The sequence below is a fragment of the Mycobacterium sp. E1386 genome, assembly GCF_001672745.1.
Classification (GTDB): Bacteria; Actinomycetota; Actinomycetes; order Mycobacteriales; family Mycobacteriaceae; genus Mycobacterium.
This window is the reverse complement of the sequence record NZ_LZKH01000098.1, coordinates 12,308-28,014: the sequence shown is the minus strand read 5'-3', so window position 1 is coordinate 28,014 and position 15,707 is coordinate 12,308. Positions and strand designations below refer to the sequence as shown.

General features: G+C 64.5%; 10 protein-coding genes and 1 pseudogene. 9 read left to right on the top strand and 2 right to left on the bottom strand.

The features are described 5' to 3' along the window. The 7 genes and pseudogenes from A5709_RS28405 to A5709_RS11385 form a co-directional block, all read left to right on the top strand. Positions 1-946 (top strand): annotated as a pseudogene (locus tag A5709_RS28405) (virulence factor Mce); the annotation flags it as partial. 715 nt (positions 947-1,661) lie between these two features. Then, positions 1,662-5,216: a carboxylic acid reductase gene (car, locus tag A5709_RS11410; protein WP_068119938.1), complete on the top strand. Its 3,555-nt coding sequence runs from the start codon at positions 1,662-1,664 to the stop codon at positions 5,214-5,216. A 171-nt stretch (positions 5,217-5,387) separates the two neighbouring features. Next, the gene (locus A5709_RS11405; protein WP_068011560.1) at positions 5,388-6,380 is read left to right on the top strand and encodes a hypothetical protein; all 993 of its coding nucleotides are present in this window, start codon (positions 5,388-5,390) and stop codon (positions 6,378-6,380) included. A gap of 3 nt (positions 6,381-6,383) precedes the next feature. Then, positions 6,384-7,364 carry a cyclase family protein gene (locus A5709_RS11400; protein ID WP_082953464.1) on the top strand — a complete coding sequence of 327 codons (981 nt, stop codon included), beginning with the start codon at positions 6,384-6,386 and terminating at the stop codon, positions 7,362-7,364. Then, entirely contained in the window at positions 7,364-8,749 is a 1,386-nt protein-coding gene (locus A5709_RS11395; RefSeq protein ID WP_068011561.1) for a phosphotransferase family protein, read from the top strand. The genes A5709_RS11400 and A5709_RS11395 overlap by 1 nt, the downstream gene beginning before the upstream one ends. Beyond that, positions 8,746-9,999 carry a cytochrome P450 gene (locus A5709_RS11390; protein WP_068011562.1) on the top strand — a complete coding sequence of 418 codons (1,254 nt, stop codon included), beginning with the start codon at positions 8,746-8,748 and terminating at the stop codon, positions 9,997-9,999. Before A5709_RS11395 ends, A5709_RS11390 begins: the two co-directional genes overlap by 4 nt. Before the next feature lie 2 nt (positions 10,000-10,001). Continuing rightward, positions 10,002-10,976, top strand: coding sequence for a hypothetical protein (locus A5709_RS11385; protein ID WP_197501058.1), 975 nt, complete (start codon positions 10,002-10,004; stop codon positions 10,974-10,976). On the opposite strand, the gene A5709_RS28005 is transcribed toward A5709_RS11385, so the two are convergent. Next, the gene (locus A5709_RS28005) at positions 10,957-11,619 is read right to left on the bottom strand and encodes a GntR family transcriptional regulator (protein WP_068011564.1); all 663 of its coding nucleotides are present in this window, start codon (positions 11,617-11,619) and stop codon (positions 10,957-10,959) included. The two genes, A5709_RS11385 and A5709_RS28005, sit on opposite strands and share 20 nt — an antisense overlap. Here A5709_RS28005 and A5709_RS11375 point away from each other — a divergent pair. Together A5709_RS11375 and A5709_RS11370 are read left to right on the top strand one after the other, a co-directional pair. Further along, positions 11,561-13,225 carry an aldehyde dehydrogenase gene (locus tag A5709_RS11375; RefSeq protein WP_231986958.1) on the top strand — a complete coding sequence of 555 codons (1,665 nt, stop codon included), beginning with the start codon at positions 11,561-11,563 and terminating at the stop codon, positions 13,223-13,225. The genes A5709_RS28005 and A5709_RS11375 overlap by 59 nt on opposite strands. 20 nt (positions 13,226-13,245) lie before the next feature. Then, a complete protein-coding gene (locus tag A5709_RS11370) occupies positions 13,246-14,328 on the top strand; it encodes a hypothetical protein (RefSeq protein WP_068011566.1) in 1,083 nt (360 codons plus the stop codon). 135 nt (positions 14,329-14,463) lie between these two features. On the opposite strand, the gene A5709_RS11365 is transcribed toward A5709_RS11370, so the two are convergent. After that, positions 14,464-15,669, bottom strand: a complete 1,206-nt coding sequence (locus A5709_RS11365; protein WP_231972100.1) for a hypothetical protein — start codon at positions 15,667-15,669, stop codon at positions 14,464-14,466. Between the last annotated feature and the right edge of the window lie 38 nt (positions 15,670-15,707).

The window sequence follows — 15,707 nt, the reverse complement described above, 5'->3', positions numbered from 1 at the left end:
GGCGCATAGCCTTGCCGGCGTCACAGACCAGCTTGTCGCCGACGACCCACACGTGCGGACAATCCTGCAGACCGGTCCGGGCGCGCTGCAGGAAGTTTCACGCCTCCTCAACAGCGTCAAGCCGACCTTGCCCGTGCTGCTTGCCAACCTCACCAGCCTCGGGCAGGTCGGTGTCACCTACCTGCCTTCGCTTGAGCAGCTTCTTGTGCTCATCCCCCCTTACTTCGCCGACCTTCAGGCCATCGCGCCGAACAACAACGCGACCGGTCTGCCGCTGGGTAACTTTCGGATCGAATCCGGTGATCCGCCCGCCTGCACTGTGGGATTCCTACCGCCGTCCCAGTGGCGGTCGCCGGCAGATACCACCACCGTGGACACACCGGATGGGCTGTATTGCAAATTGCCGCAAGACTCGCCCATCCTCGTGCGAGGCGCACGGAACCTGCCCTGCATGGCCCATCCGGGTAAACGAGCTCCCACCGTGCAAATCTGCGACAGCGACAAGCCCTACATGCCGTTGAGCATGCGTCAACATGCGCTGGGGCCAAACCCCATCGACCCCAACCTCATTTCGCAGGGCGTGCCGCCCGACGACCGAGCTAGCACCGGCGACCACACATTCGGGCCAGTTGAGGGGACTCCGCCGGCGGGCGGCAGCGGTCCAGCGGCAGCACCTGCGCCGCCGGCGCCGCAAGTCCCGGGGCAGGTGGTACCGGGCCCCCCACCAGGTTCCCCGGACGCCCCGGCCGGTCCGGGGCCCGCGGCGCCGAGCTCCGCGCACATCACCGCGCCGGACGGGCCGTCGGTCGCCGTCGTTCCCTATGATCCGCGTACAGGGCGGTACATGTCGCCGAACGGGTTGGTGGTCGAACAGAGCGACTTGGCCGCAGGGGCACACAAGAGTTGGAAAGACCTTGTCTTGCAACCACAGCGCCGCCCGTCGTGAACAACTTATTACCCCGTGGTTTTCGGTTCGTCGCCGTAGAAAGCGTTGTGGCAGTCCTGGTTTCGTCCGTCATCGCGCCTGGCCATGCTTCTAACGACCAACCCGCCCTCAACGGGACCTACATTGCACGGTCAGATGGGCAATGGGCCAAGACGAACCAGAGATTTCACGACGAAGCAACGGTTTCGAGTACGTGGACCATAGTTTCGAGCTGTGCCGATATCTTCGACTGCTCTGGGCAAGTCACCAGCGACGCGGGTTGGAACTCCGGCGCGATTTACCGGAGCGGTATGTGGTTTGTGACCCATACCGTCGATAACTGGGAAAAGTGTGAGGACGGCAGCACCGCTCCTGGCAAGCAGATTTATAAGTTCTACCCTGACCCAAACGGTACGTCGGCTCTCCTGGGGTGGGATACGACCACAGCGCCCAGCGGCGCCTGCGGCCGCAGTCGCCCGCTGGAGATTGAAATGCCGTTCAAGCTCACGCCGAAGGACTAGGGCCGGCATAACAACGTCGGAGCTCACTGTCGCAGCACAGCAACCTGAGTACGCCCATACCCGCTGCCACCGAAGCCTGTCCGCGCCCGCAGCGCAAGCCCATAGCAATGTTTCGGCTCTCCGCCATTTGCTCTAGCCGCTGGCGGCGCAGAATGTAGAATGTCTGCAATCCTGCCAACGGTTGCGGAAGGAAGACGGCATGTCGACGGTGCCCTATGCTCGCTGACAGTCACACCGAAAAGTTGGCGCGCAGGGTCGCCGACCTGTTGACGAACGACGCTCAGTTCGCGGCGGCCTTGCCGCGAGAAGACGTGAGTCGAGCCATCCTGCGGCCGCAAATCGGTTTGGCCGGCCTCATGCGCACCGTGGCCGATGGTTATGCGGACCGGCCGGCCCTGGGCAGGCGAGCCGTCGAGGTGGTGCGCGAGGCGTCCACCGGCGCGCAGCGTCTCGAGATGCTGCCATGGTTTGATTTCGTGACGTACCGCGAACTGTGGCAGCGGGTGTCGGCAGTGGCCAGCGCACTGGCCGACGGCGCAGTGTCCGCGGGCGATCGTGTCGCCACGCTGGGTTTCTGCAGTGTCGACTACACCACTATCGATTTGGCGGCACCGTTGATGAGCGCGGTTTCGGTGCCGCTGCACGCCGGAGCGCCGGTCGGGCAACTGCGACGGATAGTCGAGGAAATCGAGCCGTCCGTGATCGCTTGCAGCGCCGCGTATCTCAACGACGGTGTGGAGCTGGCACTTGGTGCGGCCACACCGGCCATCCTCGTGGTTTTTGACCGCCACCCGCAGCTCGACGAGCACCAGCGAAACCTTGATGAAGCGCGCGCACGCCTCGCCGCGGCGGGCAGTTCCGTCGTCTTGGAAACCATCGAGGAGCTCTTGCAGCGTGGCGCGGCCAGACCCCTACCACCGGAGCCGCCGGCCGACGACGACCGACTCGCGGCCATCGTCTATACCTCGGGAAGCAGCGGAAGCCCAAAGGGCGCCATGCAGCCCGAGGGGCTGGCCAAGGGCGTATGGACCGTTACGGCGGCCGTGCTGACGGAACGCGGATTTGCGATCCCGGCGATCACCTTGAATTACATGCCGATGAGCCATACCGCCGGTCGCGCGATGCTGTATTCGACACTGGGTGCCGGCGGCACCGCGTATTTCACCGCAAAGAGCGACCTCTCGACATTCTTGGACGACCTATCACTTGTACGCCCCACCCAGCTGAACTTTGTGCCGCGCATCTGGGAGATGCTGCACGGTGAGTACCGCAATGAATTACGCGCCCGGGGTGGCGGCGCCGCCACCGCCGGCCCAACCGAAGAAGACATTCTGGCCGATCTTCGAACCCGGGTGCTCGGCGGCCGATATATCTCGGCCTTGACGGGTTCCGCGCCGATCTCCGCACACCTGGCGGACTGGGTCGAAAGGCTGCTCGACTCGCATCTGATGAATGCGCTTGGCGCGACCGAATCCGGCTCGGTGGTCATCGACTGCAAGGTGCAGCGACCCCCAGTGACCGCTTACAAGCTGGCTGATGTGCCCGAGCTGGGGTACTTCAGCACAGATCGGCCGTATCCGCGCGGCGAGCTGTTGATCAAGTCCAACACGCTGTTTCGCGGGTATTACAAAAGGCCCGAACTGACCGCCGAAGTCTTCGACGAGGACGGCTTCTACCGGACCGGGGATGTCGTCGAGGAACTCGGCCCCGACGAACTGCGCTACGTCGATCGCCGGAACAACGTCATCAAGCTTTCCCAAGGCGAGTTCGTCACCATCTCGAAACTGGAAGCCGTGTACGCCGATTGTGATCTGATTCATCAGATCTACGTGTACGGCAACGGGGAGCGGCCATACCTCTTGGCGGTCGTGGTTCCCACCGAGGCTGCGCTGGCTCAACGGGACATCGACGCACTCAAACCCATGCTCATTCGCTCGCTGCAAGAAGCCGCGCGCGACGCCGACCTGCGAAGCTACGAAGTCCCGCGCGACATCATCGTCGAGCCGTACCCGTTCACCCTCGACAACGGTCTGCTGTCCGGCATCCGCAAACCGTCACGCCCGAACCTTCTGCGACACTACGGCGCTCGCCTCGAGCAGCTGTACGACGAACACGCTCAGGCCCAGAACACGCGGCTGGGTGAGCTTCGTGATCGGGCCGCGACCCAGCCGATAGTCGAGACGGTGTGCGCGGCCGCTAGCGCGCTGCTGGGCGTTCCCGGCGCCACCCCGCCGTCCAGCGTGCGCTTCACCGACCTCGGTGGAGATTCCTTGACTGCGTTGACGTTCGCCGACGCCCTCAACGATATCTTCGCCGTCGACGTGCCCGTCGACGTACTCATCAGCCCGGCCAACGACCTGCAATCCGTTGCCAATTTCATCGAGGCGCAACGGGCGACCGACACGCGCCGACCGACGTTCGCCTCCGTGCATGGCGCAGGAGCTACCGTTGCGGATACCCGCGACCTCACCCTCGACAAGTTCCTCGACTCCGCGACGCTTGAGGGTGCGCATGCGCTCGCGGGCCCCAATAGCGATGTGCGCACCGTGTTGCTCACCGGTGCGACCGGTTATCTGGGCCGCTATCTACTTTTGGAATGGCTGCAACGGATGGCCCTCGTCGACGGAACTGTGATCTGTTTGGTTCGCGCCAAGGACGACGCGGCCGCACGCACCCGGCTCGACAACACATTCGACAGTGGAGATGCCAACCTGCTGTCGAGGTATCGGAGGCTGGCCGCCGACCACCTCGAAGTGCTCGCCGGCGACAAGGGCGACGCGGATCTCGGCCTGGCGCAGGCAAGCTGGCAACACCTAGCCGACACTGTTGATCTGATCATCGACCCAGCCGCCCTGGTCAACCACATGCTGCCCTATCGGGAGCTGTTCGGCCCCAACGTGCTCGGCACCGCGGAGCTGATTCGCTTAGCGCTGACCACCCGGCAGAAGCTGATCGCCTACGTTTCGTCGGTCGGTGTTGGGGCGACGATCGATTCCGCGAAGTTCACCGAGGACGCTGATATCCGGACGATCAGCCCAACACGGCTGGTCGACGACACGTACGCCAACGGCTACGCCAACAGCAAGTGGGCCGCTGAGGTCCTGCTGCGCGAGGCCAATGATCACTGTGAGCTACCCGTGCGCGTGTTTCGCTGTGACATGATCATGGCCGAAACGACCTACCGCGGCCAGCTCAACGTGCCGGACATGGTCACGCGGCTGATCCTGAGCATCGCGGCGACCGGCCTGGCGCCGAAATCCTTCTATCTACCGGATCACGACGGTCGACGAGCCAGGGCGCACTTTGACGCCCTGCCGGTGGATTTCGTCGCGGAATCCATCTCGACACTGACAGCGATCGCGGCAGGGGAAGCCAAAGGCTTCCAGACCTTTCACATCGTCAATCCGCATGACGACGCGATAGGCCTCGACGAGTACGTCGACTGGATGATCGAAACCGGCTGTCCCATCGAGCGGATCGGTGACCACGACCAATGGTTTGGCCGGTTCGACAGCGCACTGCGTAACCTGCCGGAAAAGCAGAGGCAAGCCTCGCTGCTGCCGCTGATGGCGACCTATCGACATCCGCTGCCGCCGACACGGGGTGCGTTCGCTCCCGCGGACCGCTTCCGCGCCGCGGTGATCGACGTAGCCATCGGCCCGGCTGGCGATATCCCGCACGTTGGCAAGCCCATCATCGAGAAGTACCTGACCGACCTGGAGGCGCTCGGACTGCTGGATCCATGCCCTGGCGCGCCGGGGGAGGAGTGAAATGACGCAGCCCCGCCATCTGGTCGGCGATTCTTCGGGTCGGCAGCCGGTCCGAAGCTGGTGCTGGGTCGAGTACGAGGCCGGCCTGACTCCCGAGATCTTCGATCTGATCGATGAAACCATTCCGCATAGCTCGGGGCCTCTGACCACCAAACAGCAAAGGAGAACGCAATGTTCGAGAACATCGAGTTCGAGGTTATCCGCCAGACCCCGTCGCTAGAGCACTACCGGCGCGAGTGGGTGCCGGCCGACGGTACGGGGCTCGGTGGTATCTGGGTGGGCGCGATGGTGCGCGACGAGTCGGACCAGGACTACTGGGGTGTGCGGGGAACCGACGACTTCATCGTCGGCATGACCCACGTGGTGTCGCCGGTCTGCGGTTTCCGCAAGCTGCACAAGGGCATGGACACCGACGCTGAACACCTGTTCTCCGAATACTCGACGCTGGACTGGTACGAGCCGCTGCAATACCTCGACGACGGCACCCGGGTCCAGCTGACCTACTGGAGCGGCCGAATAGAGCGAGATGCCAACGGGTTTCATTGGCATGACGCCAGCGGCAGGTGGGAAATCCACGGCAAGACCGTCAGTGACATCGTCATCACCCACGTCCCTGAACAGGGCGGCATCGACCACGACGTTTACTACCGCCACGAACTGATGCACGCCACCGGCACCGTCGACGGGCTAGAGGTGTCGGGGTATGCCCACCAAGACTTCGCCTACGGGCCGCCGGGTATGGCCTATACCGAATTGGCGATCGCCCGACATCTTCAGGGCATGTGGGTGTCGTGGCTACACGAGTTCACCGACGGCGAGGTCGGCGGCGGCAGCTTCTGGCAAGGCCGTGACGGGATGGCGTTCGGACCGGGGTACCAGGTCAAAAACGGTGTCACGACCGTGCACAAGGACATCGTGGCCAAACCGGGGTTCAATGACGCCGGCCGCATGGTAAGTCTGGACGCCACCATCGGATCCGACTCTTACTCTTTCGCATTCGACTCCAGCGGCAGCCCACTGCACGTGTTCGGGCCGCTCACCAGCACCTCTTCCGGCAAGGAACCGGCCCGAAGCTGGTGCTGGGTCGAATATGCCGGCGGCATGATCACGCCCGAGATCCTGGACATGGCGATGGTGCCTTTCCAACTGGCCCGGGGGCGCTGAGCCATGACGCTGCCGACCGACGCCGACGTGGCCGCATACATCGACGACCTGAAGAACTGGGGCAGGTGGGGCCCGGACGACCAGCTCGGCACCCTGAACCTGATCAAGCCTGAGCACCGAACTGCGGCTGCGCGTCTGGTCACCGAGGGGCGCACCGTGTCCTGCGCGCGTGACCTCATCACCGCCTATGGACACCCCGATAACTGCGCCCAGATGTACTACGTCGCGAGCGGCGAGGGAGTCGACCGCGCCCCCGGCGTTCCCCCCACCACACTCGGTCGCGGTGACCTCGGCTCCGCCGTCGAGTTCTTCGGGCTGGTGTACCACGGCACCAACGTCACCCATATCGATTCGGTGGCGCACCTGTTTTGGAAGGGCCAGATCTACAACGACCGCCCATCGGGGCTGGTGACCTCCGAGCACGGTGCGCTGTTCGGGGCGGTGACCGCGATGAAGGGGGGCATCGTGGGCCGCGGCGTGCTTCTCGATGTGCCTCGTGCCGAAGGAGTCACGGCCCTAGCAGGCGGTCGAGCCGTCACCCCCGACGATCTTGAGGCGACGGCGGCGGCCCAAGGCGTCACCGTGGGCCCCGGCGACATCCTGTTGCTTCGAACCGGCCGCTGGGCCGCCGCCAGCCCCGAGACCGCTGAGTCTTACAGCGATCCGCACGATGACGCGCGATGGGGACAACGGGCCGGCTGGCACCCGGCATGCATGCCGTGGTTGCGCGACCGCGAGATCGCCGTAATCGGTTGCGACGGACCACAGGAGCCGCTTCCCCCACCCTATCCGCGGGTGGCCGGTGCGATGATTCACGTCTACGCGCTCTATGCGATGGGAATGCCGCTCATCGACAACTGCGACCTCGAAGAGTTGGCTGCGGTCTGCGCCGAACTCCGTCGCTGGGAGTTCCAGTTCCTGGTCACGCCGCTGCGGGTGGTAGGTGGGTCGGGATCGCCGGTCAACCCCGTGGCGGTGTTCTGATGACACTGCCGGAGGAAGTCATCGCGTGGGCCGAGCGCCAGTGTGGGGGACGTGTTGTCGACGTCGAACAGCAGATCCGATGGCGGCCACACCATTTCCTGACCGTTGAGCGGCCGGAGGGCCCGATCGGTGTCCTTGCCAGGTCAAAGCGCGACGATGTTGCGGGCGCCGGCTTTTTGAAGCACTTTGACATCGCCCACGAGGCCAGGGTTCTCGAGGCGCTGCAGGGCTGCGGCCTGAAGGTGCCCGAATTCTTCGGCTTCAATGAGGAACACGGGGTCATTCTCATGGAGCGTGTCGACGGCAGCAACGAGATATCCACTGCCATCGACGACACCACCCGCGCCCAGGTGATGACCGAATACATCGAGGAACTCGCCAAGCTGCACCGGGTAGACGTCGACTCGGTGCACCTGTCGGGGCTCACTATCCCAGATACGCCCGAAGAGGCGGCCTTCGGAGGAAAGTTCAAGTACATCGAAGAGGACTTCAACCGCTGGCGCCCCAAGCTGCGACCGGAGCCGTTTCTCGAACTCGGCATTTGGTGGCTGCACGCCAACGTTCCCGCCGGCGATCGTCGCGTCAGCTTCGTGCAGGCGGATACGGGCCCGGGCCAGTTCATGTTCGCCGACGGACACGTCACCGCCCTGATCGACTGGGAACTCGCCCACATCGGGGACCCGATGCTCGACCTGGGGGTAATCCGGATGCGCAACATGCTCTACCCCACGGGTCCGCTGGCCGAGCCGTTCGCCCACTACGAGCGGGTCAGCGGCCGTCCGATCGATCGCCAGGCGGTGTGCTTCTACACGGTGATGTCGATGCTCCTCACTCCTATGGGGGTGTGCCCGGTGATGCAATACCCGACGGCCCGCCTGCAGCACACACTGCCCTCTTTCGGTTGGGACGCCACCTTGCGGCGGGGGCTCGGCGATGCAATCGCCGAGGCCATCGGTATCGAGATCGAGCCACCCGAACTGCCGGAAACTCCCGTTTCTCAACACTCTTCGCTGGAATCATTCCTGGTCGAGCAGCTGGAGCTGAATTGCGAACCTGCCGCCTCCGACAACGCCGGGCGATTCCACATCACGTCGGCCACGGCCATCGCAAGGGCCATCCGACTCAAGTCGGACGTCGGGGCCGACCTGCTCACGGCGGACCTTAACGACATGGCTGCGGTGCTGGGATGGCGTCCCGACACACGTGACGCCGGCATGGAGGCACTGAGCGCCATCGTCGCGGCAGCTCCGGCCGAGCACCTCGAGCGGCTGGTGTGGTTGTTTGCCCGCGTCGAACGCCGACGCGAGTACCTAATCAAGCCGATGATGATCGACTCCGCCTCAGGGGAATTCGAGCCCCTGGCGGCCAGGGAGGTAGCCCGATGACCATCAACGGCTCTGCCGACAGTCAGGCCGGCACGTTCGAGCTGCCTGACACCCTGCAGATCGGCGCGGCTGTCGATCCGCATCCCTATGTCGCCGAAGCCCGGCGGCGCAACGCTGTTCAGCGAAAATGGCCGCTCCCCATGGCCCCGTCAATGAGCCCCGGGGGCGAGGGCGACGGCGGCATGGGCAAGACGTACAACGTTCTTGGCTATGCCGAGGTGGCCGCGGCGTTCCGCGACGACGTGACGTACTCGTCGTCCCTGATCGCCCAGAGCGTCGGGCCGCTGTTGGCCAACACCATAGTGGCGATGGATGAGCCGGAACACCACATACACCGCTCGATAGTCTTCAAGGCATTCCGGCCAAAGCTCCTGCTGCGGTGGGAAAACGAGCTTGTGCGCCCGCTGGCCCAGGAGCTGGTCGATTCTTTCGCCGGCGACGGCCGGGCCGATCTCGTCCGGCGTTTCACTTTCGCATTGCCGGTGCGCGTGATTGCGCGGATTCTCGGCCTGCCGCAGAGCGATGCAGAGCGCTTCCAGAAGTGGTCAATCGAAGTGATCGGCATCGGTACGAACTGGGACCGCGGCATGGCGGCCTTCAACGCGCTGCGCGACTACTTCGCCGAGTTGGTTGAGCAGCGGCGCCGCGACCCCCAGGACGACCTGATCACCGAACTCGTCCAGGCCGAGGCTGACGGCCAACGGCTCAGCGACGAGGAGATCTTCGCGTTCCTGCGCCTGCTGTTGCCCGCCGGCATCGAGACGACCTACCGCTCATTGGGAAACCTGCTGTACGCGTTGCTGACTCACCCGGACCAATTGGAGACGGTGCGGCTGAATCCAGGGCTGATTCCGCAGGCGGTCGAAGAAAGCCTGCGCTGGGAGCCGCCGATCTTCAACACCGGCCGGATCAGCACTCGCGACAGCCGACTCGGCGGGATCGACATCCCCGCCGGGTCAGTGGTGACGTTGTTCATCGGCGCGGCCAACCGCGACGAAAAGGTGTTCGCGGATCCGGACAGGTTCGACATTCAACGAAAGCCCAACCCACATCTGGCGTTCGCGATCGGCGCCCATTCGTGCCTGGGCATGCATCTGGCCCGGATGGAGAATCGGATCGCCCTCGAGGTGATCGTGCAGCGACTGCCACACCTGCGGCTGGATCCCGGAGCCGCCCCGCCGAAGATCGTCGGCTTGCCGCTGCGTTCACCGGATGCCCTTCCTGTCGTGTTCGCGCCTGCGGCGAGCTGAGCGTGGTTGCACAACCAGGAGACTTCGGCGGTGCATGCTTGATCGGCGAATGCACATTCACAGCCGATCTGCTTCTCCCGTCGTCTACGTACTTCGGTCTGCGCAAGACCGGTTCCTACCTTTATGGCTCGCTGCGGGACGAGCAGGGCAATCTCCTCAGGATGCTGCGCGCGGTCGAAGCCGAAAAATCGACTATGCGTTGGGTTTTCGTTGCCCAGCCAGGCGGTCAACTCCAGCGTGACGTGCGAAGCGAGCAGATGTGGAGTGGCCCCACCTCGGTCCTCGGCGGCGGTGACACCGTCGTGTTCGTCAGCAAAGAGGAGGTTGGCGACGGCGAGTGCTTCCGCTTTGAGCATTCCCCGAACGATTGCGTCTGGAACGACGCAAATGTCGTCTCGGTCGGCGGCGACGCGGTAGGGCCGGCCGTACAGTGGTTCAACACGTGGGACGGCGGGGCATGCTTGTCGGCGACATCCAAGTATCGCGTCCGTGGCACGTGTTTGGACCGTGCCGTCGAAGGATTCGTCGGACACGAGATTCATTACTTCTCGCCAGGCTCCGACTGGATCAACGCACCTTATGGTCGCGGCCGGGAGATCTGCTGGCAGCAAATCGCCAACGAATACGATGACGGATCGATGATCCAGGCCACGTTCGCCTACGGCGCAGACGGATGGGGGTTTGCGATGCTCCACGACGAACAGGGCGTGTTCGTCGCAACCACCGATGTCTCGGCGGAGGCAACGGTGCGGGCCAACGGCTTTCCGGAGACGATTCGTTACGAGTTCGCTGACCAGTCGTGGACGTGGCGCATCGACCCGCAGGGGGAGCGGCCGTCAATCGCCGGCATTGCGATGCTCGGCGCCGACGGCACCTGCACCCGCGACGGTGACACCCGGTCAGTGCGCTACAGCATGGGGAATTCCGACTGGTGGATCGACGGCCGCGCCGAGGCCATCATTTGCCGCGCTCCTTGAACGCCTTCATCAGCAGCTTGAGGCATTTGCGTTGCATCGCCGCATGAGCTGCGTTCGCGCGCTCGCTGTCGCCGGCGCGTATCGCCGAGATCACCGCCAGGGTGCCCCGCCGGCTGACCTCGATGGTGTCGGGCGCCACGCCGAATATCGTGTCAATCGATGTGGCGCGGGTGCGCCGAACCATGCGAGCGACAGCCGGGGCGCTAGCCGTGTCGAACAATGAGTCGAGATAGTCCTCGCATAGGCCAGAAACGGTGGCCGGGTCATGCGCAGCGTTGAGCGCGGCAGCGATCTCGGCGAGCCGGGCGTCACATTCGGGAGTCATGCGGGCCACCGCGCGACGAACGACCAAGCCGAAGACCAGGTCCCACACCTCGGCGTTGTCACCGACCGATGTCTCGATCGGAAGGACGAACCCACCCCGATGCATCTCCATCTTCACCCAGCCTTCCTGCTCGAGGATGACAAGGGCTTCGCGGACAGGCACCCGGCTGGTTCCTAGTTGCCCAGCGATCTCTTCTTGGGTGAGCCGTTGGCCTGCGGCCAGTTCGCCAGTGATGATCTGGCGCCGGAGATGGTCGGCGATGAGCTCGCCGCTGCTGCGGCGCGACAGGCGCGAGCTGATGCTCACCGGATGGCTCATCGGTCGACCTTACCTTCGCCGTCGTCGATTTCAAACGAGGGTGGGACAGGCAAATGCGGACCACATTGTCGATTCATGCTCTCGGGCGACCGATATTGTAGACATTCTGCAAAATGCTCGATTACGCTGGATCCGCGACCGGTCGAAGGAGGCAAGCGCGGTGCACGCATATGACCGGCTTTATATCGGCGGCGCATGGGTTTCCGGCGCGTCCAGCGACGTCATCGACGTCGTCTCGCCGCACACCGAGCAGGTCATGGGTAACGCGCCCTTCGCGACTGCCGAAGATGTCGACAGTGCGGTGATGGCCGCGCGAGCGGCGTTCGACGAGGGGCCGTGGCCGCGTCTGGCTCCGCACGAGCGCGCCGAGTACCTTTCAGCGCTTGCCCGAGCCTACGAGCCGCACGTCGATGAAATGGCGGCGCTTGTCACCGAGGAAATGGGATCGCCGATCTCTTACAGCCAGTTCGGGCAGGCGTTGCCGGGGGTGATGATCATCAACGCCGGCATCAAGATTGCCCGCGACTATCCCTGGGAGGAGGACCGACGCGGCGAACTGGCCGATACGGTCGTGCGGAGAACACCCGTGGGCGTGGTCGCTGCGATCGTGCCGTGGAACATGCCGCAGCTGGGCGCTTTGACAAAGTTGGTGCCCGCATTGCTCGCGGGCTGCCCCGTGGTGCTCAAACCCGCGGCCGAGACGCCGATCGACGCGTTGCGACTCGCCGAGATCCTGGATGAAGTCGGGCTGCCGCCCGGTGTGGTCAATGTGGTCACCGGCGCCCGCGACACGGGCGAGTTCTTGATCCGCCATCCCGGTGTAGACAAGGTGTCGTTCACCGGGTCGACCGACACGGGCCGCCGGATCGCGTCAGCGTGCGGTGAACAGCTCAAAAGGGTCAGCTTGGAGCTTGGGGGAAAGTCGGCGGCGATCGTGCTCGATGACGCCGACCTACACGTCATGGCCGATGGATTGCGGTTCGCGTCTTTCGCCAACAATGGTCAGGCATGCGTGGCGCAGACACGAATTCTAGCCTCGCGGAACAACTATGAGGCGGTTATCGATGCGGTCGCGGCCCTCGCCGCATCGCTGACGGTCGGCGATCCCACTGACCCGAAAACGGAAGTCGGCCCGCTGGTCACGCGACGGCAGCAGCAGCGCGTCGAGGACTACATCGCCATGGGCCAGCAGGAGGGCGCCCGGGTCGTCGTGGGGGGCAAGGGGATGCCGAAGGACTTGGACGTGGGGTGGTACGTGCAGCCGACGGTGTTCGGCGAGGTCGACCGGGGTATGCGCATTGCGCAAGAGGAGATCTTCGGCCCGGTACTGGCCGTGATTGCCTACGACGACGTTGACGACGCGATAAGCATCGCAAACAATTCGCGTTACGGACTCGCCGGCACCATCTGGACGAACGACACCGAGCGTGGCATGGACATCGCCCGGCGTATCCGCACCGGATCGGTTGGTATCAACCAATACATGCCCGACTTCGCCGCGCCGCTGGGTGGTTTCAAGGACAGCGGCATTGGCCGGGAGGGCGGAACCGAAGGTATCGACCAGTACGTCGAGCTGCAGTCACTGTTGCCCGGCGCACGGATCTAGAAAGTAGAGGTAACCGACCGATGTCCTATCGCGTGATCCAATGGGGAACCGGCAACGTCGGTATGCATGCATTGCGGATCATCGGCGAACGCCCGGACTTCGAACTTGCCGGTGTTCGTGTTTACAACAAGGCCAAGGTCGGCGCCGACGCCGGCGAGTTGCTGGGTTCCGCGGCCACGGGAGTCCTCGCCACCGATGACATCGAGGCGATCCTGGCGCTCGATGCCGACTGCGTCTGCTACAGCCCGCTCGGCGGTACCCTCGACGGCGGCCGCGGCGCCGTCGACGACATCTGTCGGCTCCTTGCCTCGGGAAAAAACGTCGTGTCGAGCGCCCACGAACACCTGGCCTATCTCGGCCCCGACGTCCAGCTGCCCGGCGCCGGCCCGGACACCTACCTGCGGCTGAGCCGAGCGTGTGAGGAGGGCGACGCGTCGTTCTTACACATTGGCATCAACCCCGGCTTTGCCATGGACTTATGGCCGATGCAGCTCACTCGGCTATGCGGGCGCATTGACACCGTCCGGGTCAGCGAAATCGTCGACATGAGCCGCTACACTTCGATCCACATGGTGCGCGATGCCATCGGATTCGGCCTCCCCGCCGACGCGCAAACGCCGTTGGACGCCCACTTCAGCCAGGTGGAAAAATCGCCGTTCTATCTGTCAATGCGAATGTTGGCCGACGCCATGGGGGTTGAGCTCGAGGATGTCAAATACCGCCGCGAGGTCGCGGCGACAGAGCACGACCTGACCATCGCGGCGGGCACCATCGAAGCGGGCACCATCGCTGCCATGAAAATGTGCCTTGAGGGCATCGTGCACGGGCGGCCTGCCCTCCGTTTCGAGCTGATCTGGCGGGTTACGGACGAGGTGGCACCCGAATGGCCCGGCGGCGACAGCAGGTGGCTATTGCACATCGACGGCGACATGACCGTGGATTCCGAAATCGCCCTCGCCACCACTAACGGCTCCGGTCGGGCCGTATCCCTCGCGGTGGCAACGCTATTGCTCAACGCCATCCCCGCGGTGTGCGCTGCCGAGGCGGGCCTTCTCAACAACCTGACGCTGCCACCCCACGCCGGCGGATACCTCGCCCGCTAATGGGTCCGCACAGCTGTCCTCGTCTCGATTGGCCGACCGTTCATGAGCACCATCACCGCCGGCTCCGCCTGCGTGCCGGTAAGACGATCGCCGCGTGACGGGACGGCGAATGCAACCGAAACGGACACGACAGGGCTAAACCATCCGCGGACCGCCGAAACCCGGGACCGCGCCCACCGGGATCAGTGCGAGCGCGATCGCGAGAATGATGAACAGCCGCAACGTTTTCGGAGTTGCCTCATGCCCGATTTCCGGCCCGCGCGAGGCGAAGAGGGCGAACACCACGCCGACGTCGAACGCCACGATCGTCAGCCACCGGGTCCAGTCATAGCCGGTCAGGAAGACCGGAAAGATCAACACCGACCCGGCGGCGACCCAGGCCATCCGGCCCCGCAGCGCGTCGAGGAACGCGGCAAGCGGCACGCCCGAAATGTTGCTGAGCCCCCACATCGTCACCACAACGGCGGCAACTCCGAACACCAGGGACATGGTGAGGCCGACCATTCCGATGTGGCCGACGGCTCGGATGGCATCCGCGATTCCGTTGTCGTAGTTGGGCATCACATTGCGGCACACCCAGTCGTGGTAGTCGGTTTGCTGCGGTTGCCCGTCGATGACATACCGCAGCAACGTGGTTGGCGACGTGACGGTCGCGAACGGGTTGGGCATCAAGTGGTGGGGGACGGACGCGCACAGCCGAGCGGCGACGTCGTGACGACCGAACGCCGCGACGGCGGCGGTCGTGCAGACGCCCGGCGTCACCGCGAGGAGCACACCGGGGCCCTGGGCGCCTTTGAGCGCACCGCCCAGGACGACGATCGCCAGCACGGCCCCCAGTGCGAACTGCAGGCCGACCGCCTCGTGCACGAGGGCCAACGCGGCAATCGCGACACCGTAGGCCGCGCACCATGTCATCGCGACGGCGCGGGAACGTGCGAACATCAACGCCGAGCAGAACAGCGCCAGCGCCGCCGCCCCGAACAGGTCGGGCCGGGCCGAATATGCCGCGAACGGAACTCCGAAGGGCAGCAACGGAATCAGCATCGCGACCATCAGCCTGCGTTCAGACCTCGGGTGACCGAAGAGCACCAAGCCCGCGACCGTTGCCAGGCCGCCCAGATACACCGCCGTCGACAGCCACCGCAGACTCAGCGCGACGGAGAAGTAGTGTCCCGGGACGAAGCGCAGCAATTCGCCTGCGAGACCGCGCCGCACGAAGCCATGCGTGTAGTCGGCTGAGTAATACGACATCCAATAGACGTCTAGTGGAACGATCTTGATCGCGAACCACAGCACGACGACCGCCCAGGCCGCAATCGTGGCGGTGATACCCGCATACATCAGGGGGCGGCGGCTTTCAGTCGCTCTGGGGTCGAGGC